The organism is Microcoleus sp. Aus8_D2 (assembly GCF_036702665.1).
Classification (GTDB): Bacteria; Cyanobacteriota; Cyanobacteriia; order Cyanobacteriales; family Microcoleaceae; genus Microcoleus.
This window is the reverse complement of sequence record NZ_JAUBUN010000024.1, coordinates 1-15745: the sequence shown is the minus strand read 5'-3', so window position 1 is coordinate 15745 and position 15745 is coordinate 1. Positions and strand designations below refer to the sequence as shown.

At 50.6% G+C, this 15745-nt stretch carries 7 protein-coding genes; 2 read left to right on the top strand and 5 right to left on the bottom strand.

What is annotated here, in order from left to right:
- Positions 1–255 precede the first annotated feature (255 nt).
- From QUB64_RS19180 to QUB64_RS19170, 3 genes are all read right to left on the bottom strand, one after another.
- Positions 256–3015 carry a family 10 glycosylhydrolase gene (locus tag QUB64_RS19180; RefSeq protein WP_333273545.1) on the bottom strand — a complete coding sequence of 920 codons (2760 nt, stop codon included), beginning with the start codon at positions 3013–3015 and terminating at the stop codon, positions 256–258.
- A 463-nt stretch (positions 3016–3478) separates the two neighbouring features.
- Positions 3479–6220: a DEAD/DEAH box helicase gene (locus QUB64_RS19175; protein ID WP_333273543.1), complete on the bottom strand. Its 2742-nt coding sequence runs from the start codon at positions 6218–6220 to the stop codon at positions 3479–3481.
- Positions 6221–6456: 236 nt separating this feature from the next.
- Positions 6457–6615, bottom strand: a complete 159-nt coding sequence (locus QUB64_RS19170; protein ID WP_333273541.1) for a hypothetical protein — start codon at positions 6613–6615, stop codon at positions 6457–6459.
- A gap of 10 nt (positions 6616–6625) precedes the next feature.
- Here QUB64_RS19170 and QUB64_RS19165 point away from each other — a divergent pair, with 10 nt between their 5' ends.
- A complete protein-coding gene (locus QUB64_RS19165) occupies positions 6626–7759 on the top strand; it encodes a succinylglutamate desuccinylase/aspartoacylase domain-containing protein (RefSeq protein WP_333273538.1) in 1134 nt (377 codons plus the stop codon).
- Between the two features lie 85 nt (positions 7760–7844).
- On the opposite strand, the gene QUB64_RS19160 is transcribed toward QUB64_RS19165, so the two are convergent.
- Complete coding sequence (locus tag QUB64_RS19160) at positions 7845–9968, bottom strand: phosphodiester glycosidase family protein (RefSeq protein WP_333273535.1); 2124 nt, start codon at positions 9966–9968, stop codon at positions 7845–7847.
- Between the two features lie 278 nt (positions 9969–10246).
- Complete coding sequence (locus tag QUB64_RS19155) at positions 10247–10486, bottom strand: hypothetical protein (protein WP_333273533.1); 240 nt, start codon at positions 10484–10486, stop codon at positions 10247–10249.
- Positions 10487–10622: 136 nt separating this feature from the next.
- Between QUB64_RS19155 and gltB the strand changes: the two genes are divergently transcribed.
- Positions 10623–15329, top strand: coding sequence for a glutamate synthase large subunit (gene gltB, locus QUB64_RS19150; protein WP_333273530.1), 4707 nt, complete (start codon positions 10623–10625; stop codon positions 15327–15329).
- Positions 15330–15745 lie beyond the last annotated feature (416 nt).

Sequence of the window (15745 nt, the reverse complement as noted above, 5' to 3'; positions counted from 1 at the left end):
TCCCCCAATTCTTTAATCGAAAAATGGAAAATCTAAAATCTCAAGTTGTACCTCATCAATCTGAGAAAGGCTATAGATGTCCACCGCCTACTTATTGCAGGCAATCGAGATTGCTATAATTCCAGGGCTGGGATTTTACCTTACCGATCTCAGTATAGGGTATTAATTTAAATTACTGTAGCGTATTTCTGCGGAGAGCAGGTGATGGGGTGCGATCGCACTCTCCGCAGCCGCGCGCACGCGAAACACCTGCATTTACCTGCGATTCAACTCCAGCCTTTCGCCGTAACGCAACAGCATATCCAAGCTTTCCAAACGATTTTGCCAGGTTTGCACCTGATAGCTATTCTCCCCAGAATGCAAGCGCATCGAAGATTGAAATTGAGATTGAAAACTCGCCAACAATCTTTTAGCAGTTGTTAAACTTTCCGTAGAAGGAGTGGCCGCCAATTTGCTCAAAGCAACACCCAATTCGGACGATCGACTTTGCAGAACTTTCAGTTCAGATTCCGACACCCGCAACTGATTGTTAGCCAACAAAAAACTCCATTCCTGCTTGAGAGCAGTATACCGCGAGGCAGCCGCCGCAAACGGCTGTCGGTAAGGAATCGGTTCCGTAACATTAGTCGTTAGCGAAGCCCTCGTAGAGGAGCGCACTCCTCGCCCTTGAGTGCGGTTAAAAAAGCCCTGCATCCCGCTGCTGATACTTTCCACCGCAAAAATAGCATAGCCCCCAGTCGGCAAATCGCGCAAAGCTTGAATTTGGTCGATCGCCACAACTTCCGGGAGAGTCAACAACTTAACCGAGGGAGAAATCAAAGCCGAACCAAGCATTTGTTCCTTTGCTAGCGGCTCGGTAATGCGCTGAAGTCGATTAGTATCCAAAGCATAAGTCATCGGCACAATCAAGTCTACAATGCCCTGACGGGCCCATACTTCCCAATTTTGCTGAATCTTGTAAATCCGCTGACTTGGAGGGTGAGGAAACACCGCCACCGACAGAATTGTGCGCGGATAATTCTGTCTCAAAAGCTGAGAAACTTCAGCTACAAAAGTATTAATTTGATTAGTTTTAAACTCTACCCACTGCCGCCACAAACTGCCGTCACTGGGGGAAATATTCACCGGATCGGTACCAGTTAACTGTTGAAATTGCTGCCTCGCCGCCGCACCGTAGCCGTAGGTAAAACCCGCATTGTCATCTTGAAAAGGATAGCGGATGTAGTCTAATTGTACCCCATCTACTTGATATTTGCTGGCAAGTTCGCCAACAATTTGCAGTAAATAACTGCGCGCTTCCCTATTAGCAGGATCGAGATAAAATTTACCGTCATTGACGTGTTGGCGCCGCCCTTGATTGTCAATATTTGCCCAATCTGGATGAGCGGAAAGCACCGGGCCAGGATAAGAACCAGGCTGGCCAATTAAAGTATTGTGGCGTTTATTTCCGGTGGCAAAAGTCCAAATCCAAGCGTGCAATTCCATGCCTCGCTCGTGGGCTAATTTAACTGCCGATTCCAGCGGGTCCCAGCCAACTGTCAGGGGGTTTTGTTGCGGTGCAACTTGACTGGGATAAATCGGATATCCGGCATTCAAAGTTTCAAAGAAAACGGTATTGATACCGGCGGCGGCGAGCCGATCGAACACAGCGGCCAAACCCTGTTCCGATCGCGCCGCCACGATCGTACCGCGATCGAGCCAAACCGCGCGAATTTCCGCCCCAACGCGCTGCCCTTCCTGGGGGTAATTTTGCCACAGCAACTGTCGCGCTTCCACCCACTGCTGTCTAGCCTCGGCGTACTTTTGCTCTTGCAGGAGTTGGTCAAAATTTTGCAAAACCAGCCGTGCGCTCGCGATCGCCCGCGTTGTTGCTCCTTGCAAAACCAGCGGGCGACTCTGGGCCGGCCCACCTACACTGTTGGTGGACGCCACCAGTTGAGGGGGGTTGGCAGCATTGAGATTGACGGCGGTATTGGCTGAATTAGCTGCTGTCAGGGCGCTTTCAAACCTGCCGAGGAGGTTGGTGAGTTCTTGGCGCATCAAGTACGCTTCAATGCTGACGATCGGCTTATTGGAATTTACCTGCACGTCCAAACCCGCCGGCGCCGACTGATCCGAAGGGTCTGTAAAAGTTGTCGGTACCGGATCGGGAAGGGGCGGAGAAGGAGAAAGTCTGCTCAGCGGGGTATTGCGCGGCGAACTAGGCGTATTTCTCGTGACTCTAGAGGGGGGAGTTGGGAGTGGGGGCGCGGCCGCTGTTGACGGCGCAGCAGGGGAACCCATTGTTCCTCCCCAGCGGGCGATCGAGGCCCGCAGCCAAGCCGAGTCTATATTTGGCGAACCGTCGCTACCCCAGCGCCAGCCGAGATAGGTAGCGCGATCGGTGGCGATCGCAGCAGAGGAACCGGAACTATCTTTCCAAGTAGCGACTGTTTGACTGTTCGCATCGGCGGGAATCAAGACACCGCCTTGGACAGAGGCATTTTTTTGTTCGGCGGGAACCCAATTGCTAGAAGCGGTGCAGGCGAGATCCCGGCAGCGAGTGCGGGGTTGCGGTGCCCCCCGCTGGGTTAAGGGAAAAGCCCAGTAGGCCCCGAGGAGCGATCGCAAAGATTGACGCACCAAAGCCGGGGAACTGCGGCCGACTGGGCCCGAAGCAATCAAGCGGCCGCCCTGTTTTGTCCAAGCTTCTAAAACTTTTATTTGCGCCGGGGTCAAAGTTTCAATATTAGGCAAAAACAGCACGTTAACGCCTGCTAAATCCGCCGTACTTTTGATTTCTTCGAGATTGATTGGTTTGTAAGCAATGCCGCTTTCCCAGAGGCGCGTGGTAATCTTCACCCAGTCGCGGGAATTCTCGGAACTGCGAACAACACCCAGAACTACTTCCGCGAAACTGGGAGAGGGAAATAGGATAAAAAAATTGAGTAATGTACTCGCTAGAGTTCCAATTAAGACTCTTTGCAAGAAAGTGAAAAAGCGAATTTTTTGAGCCTGAGAGCAGGCTTCAGGCATTAGATCGGGCTTTTTGATTTGTTGCGTTGACACGATAATTACCCACCACACCACTTAGGAAAATTTCAATAACAATTTCGAGCAATTAAGTAGAAGAAGGAAGAAGGAATAAGGAAGAAGGAAGAAGGAATAAGGAAGAAGGAAGAAGGAAGAAGGAATAAGGAAGAAGGAAGGAGTTATTGTAGGGTGCGTACTGCGCACCGGTTGATTCAGTTAGTAACTTTTTTTACTAATATTATTTTTACAAAGTTTGGCGACAAAAGAAGTGTTTGGTTTGTTTGCACTGGCTTTGTAAGCACAGGTGCGGATCTGTTAGATTGTCGATTTTAGTTAGGAATTTATCGCAGGCGACGCACCCTACAATAACTCCTATCATGTGCGATCGACGGCATCGCGATCGACATAGGTTTGTAGTGAGGACTCCCTTCCGCAACAAGAAGGACTGAAGTCCTCACTACGAACCTTACTGAGTTGCAGCTTCATTTACCGGGAATCGATCGATCAACTGCATCGCCCGACAAGCATTCTTCCGCAAAGAATCAGAGACGTGAGGAACATGGGGAATCTGAGACAAGAAATCCAAAGTCCGGCGCAAAATCCGCACCACATCTCCTTCATCCAAACTTGTATGGCTAATCAGTTCCAGCCATTCCACACCCAGAGCCCACTGTTCCACCAAAGTCACTATATCCCGTTCCAGCCAAATCGGGATCGCAGCTTCGTGACGGTACTGCACTTGAAACAATCGGCGGCGCAGGCCTTTTTGGAGATTGTCCAAAGGTGCCAAAACTTCCCCAGACAGCGAGTAATGAGTCCAACTGTCGGGCCGAGAAACTTCTGTAACTAAGGCGGCGCAAGCAGCAGCGAGGTGGTGGGGGTCGAGTTCGTCAAACTCCGCAGACATTAGGGACAAACCCAGCCACAGTTCATTATCGCCGCGAATGGCCGCGCAAGCTTGGCCCAAGATTGTGGGTACTAACCTGTCGGAGGATTCATCTCGGTTCACATCTGGAGAAATTACTCTTTCCAAACAACCGAAATTGAGCAAGATGTCAATTAAGTTGAGAAATTGCTCCCAGTAGCGAGCTCGCTGCTTTTCTAACTCTTGTTCGCTTTTGCGGATTTCTTTTTTCAATTCTTCGCGGCGGCGCTGGCGCTTGAGCAAAGTACCGGGATTGCCCCATTCTAGAACTGGGTGAATTTCTAGTTTTTCTTCTAGGGCTGCGATTTTCTGTTGTTGGTCGATCGCCTCTGGGCTCGGTTCCGGCGCCGGCAATTCTGGGATCGATTGAGCAATTGCCACAGTTTCTTCAGTTCCCAAGCGGCACTGGCCGAGTCTCAAGGTCAATTCCGGTGGCGGATTCAGGGTATCTGCGATACTCAAGCGAGCGAGTTGGGCGTGGAGGGTGGCGACATCGCTAATGGCGACAATATACCAGCGGTTGTCTTTGCCCAAACATACCAAATTTGGTGCTTGGCCGGAACCTGCGATTTTGGCAACCAGTACGGCGGGAACGGGGGTTGTGTGCGATCGTTTAGCTGTCGGAACGTGCTTACCTTTGAGACTAAGAACTGTACCGAGGACTGCAAAAGCCACAGCTACGGACATCTCCTTAATTCGAGCTTCTTCTGCTTGCTGCAAAAGAGTTTTCAGCAAACGTTTGTCTTCTTTGAGCCTTCCCTGCAATTTTTCGTAATGGGCGAGTTGTTTTTCCAGAATAGAGACATTACCTCCGGCCGCCAGCGACTCTTCGAGCACTGCCAATTCTGCTTGCAACCTCTCTAATTCTGCTTGCTGCGGCTGCAAGTACAAAGTTGATAGATATTGACCAAAACTGCGTTCTACCAACTCTTGAGCTTCTTCAAGAGTGTGAGTTTGCAGTAAATTCAGTACCATGCCGTAGCTGGGGGTAAACTGACTGGCGAGGGGGTCGGCCTTGGCTGTTGCCAAATAAGAGGCTTCTTTTGCGCCTTCAAAGCGCGTCTGAACTGCGACCACGTGCCCCAGCTCGTCCATCCCCCGGCGACCGGCCCGACCGGCCATTTGCAGGAATTCTGAAGCGTTTAGCAGTCGGTGTCCCTTGTCGGTGCGCTTGGACAGGGTGGAAATGACTGTGGTGCGGGCGGGCATATTTATCCCGGCGGCGAGGGTTTCGGTAGCAAATACGACTTTAATCAAACCTCTACCAAAGAGTTCTTCTACTAAACCTTTCCAAGCGGGTAAAATGCCTGCGTGGTGGGCTGCGATGCCTTTTAAAAGTGCTTCTTTTTGACCGAAACGTTCGGCTTCTGGGTTTCGCTGTAAAAAATCTTCAATGATGCGTTTGAGTTCGGCTGCTTCGGCTTCGTTAACTAGGGAGAAATTGCCGACTTCTGTGACTGCTTGGTCGCACCCGCGACGGCTGAAGATAAAGTAAATTGCTGGTAGCATATCTCGATCGTCCAACCGAGACAAAACATCGGTCAAACTCGGGGTGGGAATGCTACCTCTTTCTGCTTTTTGCTGCTTCTTTTTGGGGACTAACCGCACATTAGGTCTTTTGCCGGTTTCGTCTAGCAGGGGAAATATCCCTTTTTGATTGGCGAAGTGGAATTGTAGCGGTACTGGCCGAAAGTCTGAGTAGACAAGCTCTGTGGGCCCGTGGACTTTGTTAATCCAGTCGGTGAGTTGGCCGCTATTGGCGACGGTTGCTGAGAGGGCGAGCAGTTGAATTTCGCTGGAACAGTAGATGATCGATTCTTCCCAGACAGTACCGCGCTGGCGATCGTTCATGTAGTGACACTCGTCGAGCACCACGGTTTCGACTCCGGTGAGAGAAGCACCCACAGCGCCAATGGGCGTACCGTAGAGCATATTCCGAAATATTTCGGTAGTCATCACCAAAATCGGCGCATCTCGATTGTAGGAGATGTCGCCAGTCAGCAAACCTACCATCTCGTCTCCAAATTGATTGCGGAAGTCCCGCAGCTTTTGGTTGGAGAGAGCTTTGAGGGGAGTGGTGTAGAAGACGCGCCGCCCCCTAGAGAGTGCTTGATGGATGGCGTATTCGCCGATTAGGGTTTTCCCGGAGCCTGTGGGAGCGCACACCACAACGGATTTACCTGCATCGAGGGCGGCGATCGCCTCTCTCTGAAAGTTATCTAGCTCGAATGGAAATATGGTCTTCAGATCCAGCTCTTGGCGGTTCTGGGAAGTTTCTGACACAAGGATTATTATGAGGTTGCAGGGTAAGTATGCTTCAATCTTGCTGAAAGCAAGGCAGCAGAGGACGACTGTATTGATTTTAGACCAACGCCCGCAAATCGGCACTGGAACAAAGAGCAGAGAGGGGGAGAATTGGGAGAGGGGGGGAGGGGGAGAGGGGGAGAGGGGGAGAGGGAGAGAGGGGGAGAGAGGGGGAGAGGGGGAGAATTTTACTTTGGGCTTCTACTTGCGGATGATTATTCCCAATTCCCAATTCCCTGTTTGGCCAATTCCCAATTCCCTGTTTGGCCAATTCCCAATTCCCTGTTTGGCCAATTTCCAATTCCCTGTTTGCCCAATGCCCCATGCCCCATGCCCCATGCCCCATGCCCCATGCCCCATTCCCAATTCCCCATTCCCCAGTCTATGATTCCTGTTATTTCGACTATTCCTGTGGTGCAGCTTGCGAATGGCGATCGGCTTTCGCTGCAAGTTTATCAGTTTCGAGGTGCCGTTCCCGGCAAAAAGGCTTACATACAGTCTAACCTGCACGGTGCCGAAATTAGCGGTAATGCTGTGATTCACCAGTTAATTGAGTTTTTAATGTCTTTGGAGAGCGATCGGTTAATTGGGGAAGTTTGGCTGGTACCGGTTTGCAATCCTGTCGGTGTCAGTCAGCGATCGCACCATTTCTCGCCCGGCCGCTACAATCATTATGACGGGGCAGATTGGAACCGGATTTTTTGGGACTTTGAAAAAGCAGGCGAAGATATTCAGGCTTTTGCGAAGTCTCAGATCGATCGCGATGCTGATACGATCAAAAGTAACTACAGACAAGAGATTGCTTTGAGTTTTGCGAAACAGTTGGCAAAAATCAATGCTCCTAGTGGCAGACCCTACAGCGAAATTTACCGCTACCAGCTACAATCTTTGTGTTTGGATGCCGATTACGTGCTGGACTTGCACAGTTCCACGAATCAAGCTGTAGACTACGTTTACTGTTTCAGTTCCCGGGAGGAAAGTGCGAAGGCCTTTTTGCTCGATCGCGGAATCTTGTTCAACGAGTATGACGGCGATGCTTTTGACGAGGCGTTTCTCAAGCCTTGGCTGGCGCTGGAAAAGAGTTTAACTCAGTTGGGAAGTGCGATCGCCTTTGATGTGGAAGCTTGGACTTTAGAATTAGGTTCGGGGATGCAGATGAATCCGGAATCTGTAGCAAAAGGTTTGCGGGGAATCAAAAATTACTTAGCAAGTAAGGGTTTGTTGAAAATCGCAGGATTTCCGCTCCCGGAAACAGCGGCGCATGAAATAAATCTGACTCCCAAAAAGTCAGTAAAAAAATATTATGCTCCGGCGGGCGGCATGATTCAAAATCGAGTGCAGTTGGGGAGTGTTGTCAAAAAGGGCGATCGGCTTTATCAAATTCTCAGTTTTCACAAGAATGGGGAACTTCCGAGTGTAGTTGAAGTTGGCGCTGAGTCGGATGTTTTCGTTTTTGATGTCTCTACCAATCAGTCGGTAAATCAAGGAGAGTATGTATTATCTGTGATGGCAGATTGATATCCTCCGGGTTTGTAGTGAGGACTTTAGTCCGCAGATAGATGCGGACTAAAGTCCTCACTACGAACCTTTTTTGGCAATTGATTTACGGTTGGATGAAAATGCCGATCGCATTGTGGACTCTCGCAGCAGTAGACGGCGGGCGATCGAGCAAACTCCCTCCCAAATACAAACTCGTCGAACTTCCCCCATCCAAGTTTAAAGCCTCCACAGCGCCCATTTGCTGCAAGATCTGCGCCAGTTCCGCGAAATTTGGGCCGGCCCCGCCCGCGCGGTTGTGCACCGCTACGATTAGCAAATTTCCCGCAGCAGTTCGCCCGATCGCACTCCGAATCGCCGTCTGTCGAACATACGCATCGCTAAACCCTTCCGCCTTAGCATCCAAAGCAATTAGACTGTTTTGTACCAACACCGGGCCGCCACCGAGAATGTAAGGAAAACGATTTAAATCAGCCGGAATTGTGTTAGTTTCCAAACGCAATAAAGTGCCATCAGACAATTGAAAAGCCACCGACAAATCGGAACGCAAAGCCAAAAGATAACCGTTCGCGGGAATCGGGAAATTGGTTTTTCCCGCCGCACCCCCGGGAGATTGGCTGACAACACGCGCGGCGAAGCTATCCCCTAGGGAATCGCCCGCAACTGTCACAACTATTTCATCGTCGGAAAACGGAGTATAAGTCGCTCCCCAATCGGAATTGTAGCGACCGATTCCCGATTCCACGTAGGCACTATTTAACTGTGAAATAGACAAAGGTTGATTCGCCGGAGTTATTAAAGTTTCTTGCAAAGTCAAACGATCGATCGCAAATTCTCCGCGATCGTTCCAGGCGATCGCCCCACGATTCAAGATCGGGCCGTTCAGCCATTTATTGTCCCGCCGAATCGCGCCTAAAGCTAGTCGATTGATGCGATTGAAAAATCCGGCGTTAATTGCAGCAGCCGTTCCCGAAAGCTCGGCTGTTTGCAGTAAAGGTGCACTGCCTTTTTCGGTCGGCGGATTGCTCAAAAGCGGTCTAATTTTGACGCCAGATTGACGTGGATTTACTTCTAAGGAATATACGGGAAAACGCGCTGTTCCTAAATTTTGATACTGCTGTCTCCATCGAACTCCCGCCGCCCAAGCAATGTCTTTTTCTACTAAGGAATCCGGTCGAATGTCGATAACTAATCGATGGGGATTTCCTAAACTGAAAACTTGCGGGCGCCAACCTAAGGGAATTTGTACTTTGATTCTGGTTTGATTCCCCGCAGGTTCGACTTTGAGCGATCGCAATTGTTGGCTGGTTGCAAAAATGCGCTCGCCCAAAGTGCGATCGACCTTGGCATCGATCGCGATCGACCATTCTTGACTGGCGATCGCCTGTACGGGCGCGATTTGCTGCGAGAGCGCGGGTTTTGTCGGGTCGTCTGGTGTTTCGAGGTTTGGTGCTGGGGGCGCGATTTGCTGCAAAATAGCGGGTTTTGTGGGGTCGTCTGTTGGCGATGGACTTGGTGTATCCACAAAGTTAACTTGCCACGGGGCGGCGCGATCGAGATCTAGAACAATGCGATCGCCCGTTTCTCTCGCTGATTGCCGAATTCCGGTGACATTTGCAGGTTGAGATGCGATCTTTAGGAGATTATTGTCGATCGATATTTGCCAGCCAGCAAGTTTAGCAAAATCTGTAATATCTAAGTAACGATACGGGCCTGTCGATCGGGCTGTCAAACTTTGAGTATTAGTTAAAGATACGGAAAACCACTGTACAGGTTGTTTGGTACTGTCGGCGGTGGACAGCAAATCGACTCCAGCAGATTGCATTAAGCCAACATCAGCAATCCAAGTTCGGAAATTAGTAGAAGTGTTATTTATTGGCTGCTGAGTCCAAGCTAAGGGCAAAATCCTGCCGTTGAGGGAGACTTGGCGGCCTTGTAAAATTCTGGCAACCGGCGGTATAGATTGAGTCATCTGTATTCCAGTCGTCTTGAGACGACTTTCGCTATTATAAGGGGGTTTTAACCCCTGGCGGGCTGTGGAAGCATCGATCGGCCCAGCCTTCTCCCCCTCCCCTGTACTCTCACTCTTCATCTCTTGAGCTCTCCCCGCCAGATTCCACACCGAGCAAAGGACGATCGCCAGTACGGGCGAAATCGAGACTGACAACATCCACAGCCAAACACTCGATCGCCGGATGTTAGATGCTAATAGCCGTTTTTGTCTGTGCATTTTTTTACTTCGGGAAACATAAAACCATTAACCTTCAAAAACGTCGCCCGTACAGCACAATGGTGAAAAAATGTAATTTTATTGGATAAATTTAATTTTTGGGGCTGTGTAGTTTGCTGTAGTTAGCTGCATAATATAAGGCAGGGTTTCATTGGTTGTGAACCGCGCTGCTAAAAAAAACATTGCACCTACTCACCTAGCGGGCAGGTGGTTTTTGTGTAGGAGGCCGCTGACGAACGCAACTCAATACCGCAGCGAGCAAAATAAAGCTAGAGTTACTATCTACCAGTGTTCCCTGCAAAGCTATCTAGCGGACTCAGGAAAAACAAGACAAAAAACTCGTGAAGTGCAGCTATCCCAACCGGATTCGCCCGCAATCTATCTAGTTGCTGGGTGGCGATTTCCCAAAGCATCACTGCTTTGAATAGCAGGTTATTGTAGGAGACATCTCTGAAGCGATGCGATCGAGATAATTTAGAATCTCCAAACAGGGTTTCCACGTTACGTAAAGGTAGCATCTACGTAAATTTTGACCGAATCAGCTTGCTATGTGCTGTTTTAAGATTTACTAGACTTCCACCGCTCGGCAGCATTCTCTCTCCGAGCTATAAAAACAAATCAACCACACAATCACAGAAATAACATTCAATCAACATGGGTAACACGATCGATCGAAACAGCAACGTGCATCAGACTGAGCGAGGAACTCCATTTGCCGGCCAAAACTGGTTAGTGGAAGAAAGAGATGCTTGCGGTGTGGGGTTTATTGCCAATCAAAGTGGCGAAGCTACCCACTCACTGATTCAAAAAGCCCTCCCAGCCTTAACTTGTCTGGAACACCGGGGCGGTTGCAGCGCTGACTCCGATTCCGGCGACGGTGCGGGTTTGATGACGGCAATTCCTTGGGAATTGTTGCATACTTGGTTTTCTGAACAAGGAATTGTCCCTCCACCACAGGAAAACTGCGGCGTGGGAATGATGTTTTTGTCTCAAGATGAAACTCAAGCGAATACCGCGCGGCAGGTGGTTGAAGAAGTTGTGAAAGCACGCGGTTTCACTGTGGTGGGATGGCGGAAAGTTCCCGTGGTACCGTCGGTTTTGGGCCCGCAAGCGCGGGAAAATCAACCTCAAATCGAACAAATCATCGTAAGTTCACCCAACTTGCAGGGAGATGATCTCGACAGACAGCTATTTCTCGCCCGCCGCACCATCGGACACTCGCTATCGGATCGCCCTGGCTTCACTCGTCAAGAATTTTATAGTTGCTCTTTTTCCTGCCGCACGATCGTCTATAAAGGCATGGTGCGATCGGCCGTACTCGGAGAATTTTACCTCGATCTGAAAAATCCCGCTTATAAAAGTGCCTTTGCCGTCTATCACCGCCGCTTCAGCACGAACACGATGCCCCGCTGGCACCTCGCCCAACCCATGCGCTTGCTGGGACACAATGGCGAAATTAACACGCTGTTGGGCAATATTACTTGGATGACGGCGCGACAAGCCAATTTATCTCATCCAAATTGGAGTCAAGCCGACATCGACACGTTCAACCCAATTGTCAATCCCGACAGCAGCGATTCGGCAAACTTGGACAACGTGATGGAATTGTTGGTGCATTCCGGGCGCACTCCCCTGGAATCGCTGACAATTATGGTGCCCGAAGCCTACAAAAATCAGCCGGATTTGGCGACATATCCCGAAATCGTCGATTTTTACGAATATTACAGCGGCATTCAAGAACCTTGGGATGGCCCGGCGCTGCTGGTATTTAGCGACGGGAAGCAAGTAGGTGCTACGCTCGATCGCAACGGTTTGCGTCCGGCCCGCTACTGCATTACTAAAGACGGTTTGGTAATTGTCGCCTCCGAAGCCGGAGTTGTCGATATTCCCGAAGCAGATATCGTCGAAAAAGGCCGCTTGGGGCCCGGACAAATGATTGCAGTGGACTTGCAAACCCAGGAAATTCTCAAAAACTGGCAGCTAAAACAGCGGATTGCGAAGCGCCACCCCTACGGCGAATGGCTGAAACAAAACCGCGAAACTCTGCAACCTCAGCCTTTTGCGGAAACAGCAACCCTCGACTCGCAAGCACTGTTAGCAACCCAAACTGCTTTCGGCTACACGGCCGAAGATTTGGATATGGTAATTGTCGATATGGCGAGTTCGGGAAAAGAACCGACTTTCTGCATGGGCGACGATATTCCCTTGGCTGTGTTGTCCGAAAAGCCTCAGTTACTTTACAACTATTTCAAACAACGGTTCGCTCAAGTGACAAATCCGCCGATCGACCCCTTGCGCGAGGGAATGGTAATGTCGCTGACAATGAATATGGGTTTGCGCGGCAATTTACTGCAAGCAACACCGGAAAATGCCAAGCTGCTAAAAATTGATTCGCCGGTACTCAACGACGGTGAACTGTCTTTCTTAAAAGACCAAAAGTCTTTCCCCGCAACGCAACTGTCAACGCTTTACAAAATTACTTCCGGGCCTGCTGGCTTACAAAGCGCAGTCGAGCAACTTTGTCAAGATGCTGTTAAATCGGTGCGCGACGGTTCGAGAATTCTGATTTTGAGCGATCGACCATCGCAGGAAAAAGGCGAATCTGCTGCTGTGGGATTGAGTGATGAATGTACTTATATTCCGCCCTTGCTAGCAGTTGGTGCGGTTCACCACCACTTAATTAACGTCGGGATGCGGATGCAAACTTCGCTGGTTGTGGATACCGCCCAGTGCTGGAGCACTCACCACTTTGCTTGTTTGATTGGTTACGGCGCGATCGCAGTTTGCCCTTACTTGGCGTTGGAAAGCGTGCGCGGCTGGTGGTTTGACACCAAAACTCAAAACTTGATGGAACACGGCAAAGTTCCCAAGATTACGGTGACTGAGGCTCAAGCTAAATACCGCACAGCGGTGGAAAACGGCTTGCTGAAGATTATGTCGAAAATGGGAATTTCGCTGCTGTCTAGCTATCAGGGGGCACAAATCTTTGAGGCGATCGGGCTTGGCGCCGATTTGCTCGATTTGGGCTTCAAAGGCACTGTTTCCCGCATCGGCGGTTTGAGTATCGCGGAACTTGCTAACGAAGTAATGTCTTTCCACTCTCAGGCTTTCCCCGAATTACTCCAGAAAAAGCTGGAAAACTTCGGCTTCGTGCAGTATCGGCGGGGTGGCGAATATCACATGAACAGCCCAGAAATGGCAAAGGCTTTGCACAAAGCTGTCGCTACATTTAAGGCTGAGACTAACGGTAACGGTAACGGTAACGGGGCTGACGCAAAAACGGCTTACGACCATTACGAAGTTTACAAGCAACAGCTCGAAAACCGCCCAGTCACGGCTTTGCGGGATTTGCTCGACTTTGCGAGCGATCGCCCTTCCATCCCCATCGAAGAAGTCGAATCTGTAGCAGATGTTGTCAAACGCTTCGCCACCGGCGGAATGTCTCTCGGCGCTTTGTCCCCGGAAGCCCACGAAACTCTGGCGATCGCGATGAACCGCATCGGCGGCAAATCCAACTCCGGCGAAGGTGGCGAAGACCCGATCCGATACAAAGTGCTGAACGATGTGAGTGTGGCGGGTTTCTCACAAACCCTACCTCACTTAAAAGGTTTGCAGAACGGCGATACAGCCTGTTCGTCAATCAAACAGGTAGCTTCCGGGCGTTTCGGCGTCACTCCCGAGTACCTGATGAGCGCCCGACAAATCGAGATTAAAGTCGCACAAGGTGCGAAACCGGGTGAAGGCGGTCAATTACCGGGGCCGAAAGTGAGCGAGTACATTGCCTATTTGCGCCGATCGAAACCGGGTGTGACTTTGATTTCGCCACCTCCCCACCACGACATTTATTCGATCGAGGATTTGGCGCAGTTGATTTTTGACTTGCATCAAATCAATCCGAAAGCAGGGGTTTCGGTGAAGTTGGTGTCGGAAGTCGGCATCGGAACTGTCGCAGCGGGCGTCGCTAAGGCAAATGCCGACGTGATTCAAATTTCTGGCCACGATGGCGGCACCGGTGCGTCACCACTGAGTTCGATCAAGCACGCAGGTTCTCCGTGGGAACTCGGATTGACGGAAGTTCACCGAGTGCTGATTGAGAACAAGTTGCGCGATCGAGTTTTACTGCGCGTTGACGGTGGCTTTAAAAGCGGTTGGGATGTAATTATCGGCGCTTTGATGGGTGGCGAAGAGTACGGTTTCGGCACGGTAGCAATGATTGCCGAAGGCTGCATCATGGCTCGCGTTTGCCACATGAATAGCTGTCCCGTGGGCGTCACAACTCAACAGGAACACTTGCGGAAACGGTTCCCCGGAACACCGGAACACGTTGTGAATTTCTTCTATTTCGTAGCAGAAGAAGTGCGGAGTTTGTTGGCAAAGTTGGGTTATAAGTCGATCGCAGATATCATCGGCCGCGCCGATTTGCTGAAGATGCGCGAAGGGGTGAAACTAACTAAAACCCAAGCGATTAATTTGGATTGTTTGACCAAGTTACCGGATACTAAGGACGATCGATCTTTCTTAGTCCACGGCGATATTCACAGCAACGGCCCAGTCTTAGACGATGATTTGTTGGCGGATGCTGAGATTCAAAGTGCGATCGCCAATCACGGCACTGTCAGCAAGAGCGTAAACTTGGTAAATACCGATCGCACTGTAGGAGCGCGTTTATCAGGTGCGATCGCACTGCAACACGGCAACACAGGCTTTACCGGTGAGATCGTCCTCAACTGCACGGGTAGCGCGGGCCAAAGCTTCGGCGCGTTCAACTTACCTGGGATGACGCTGCGACTGTCAGGCCAAGCTAACGACTACGTTGGTAAAGGGATGCACGGTGGCGAAATCGCGATCGAACCCCCGGCTGGTGCAACTTATGATGCTGCCGAAAATGCGATCGTCGGCAACACCTGCTTGTACGGCGCGACAGGCGGCACCCTGTTAGCAGCGGGTAAAGCCGGCGAAAGGTTTGCAGTACGCAACTCAATGGCGAAAGCAGTCATTGAAGGCGCGGGCGATCACTGTTGCGAGTACATGACAGGCGGCGTCATTGTCGTCTTAGGAAAAGTCGGCCGCAACGTCGGCGCTGGAATGACAGGCGGCTTGGGTTATTTCCTCGATGAAGATGGCAATTTCCCAGCGCACGTCAACGGAGAGATTGTGAAGATGCAGCGGGTTTCTACGGCCGCTGGGGAGGCGCAATTGAAGGAGTTAGTTGAGATGCAGCGCGATCGAACTAACAGCCAAAAAGCCGCGAAAATTCTCGCAAATTGGTCGGAATACTTGCCGAAGTTCTGGCAAGTCGTGCCGCCAAGTGAAGCGAATTCACCGGAAGCTTCCGAGCAAAAGATTGCTGTGAAAGCCTAATTTTGCAGCAAGTTAATTAGATGAGGGGCGACACGAGTCGCCCCTTTTTTGAATCTACGGGACTTACGCATTGGTAGTAAAAAACCCAATTTTGCACAAAACCCAAAAAACCCTCTTGCTCCCCCCCTTGCCAAGGGGGGGCTGGGGGGGGTTAAAACGCCAAAGAACCAACAAAAAAACCCTCTCTTGCTCCCCCCTTGCCAAGGGGGGCTGGGGGGGGTTAAAAAAGACTCAGCAACAACAAAAAACCCTCTCTTGCTCCCCCCCTTGCCAAGGGGGGGCTGGGGGGGGTTAAAAGACTCAGCAACCAACGAAAAACCCTCTAGCTCTAGCTCCCCCCCTTGCCAAGGGGGGGGCTGGGGGGGGTTAAAAAAGACTCAGCAACCCACAAAAAACCCTCTAGCTCTAGCTCCCCC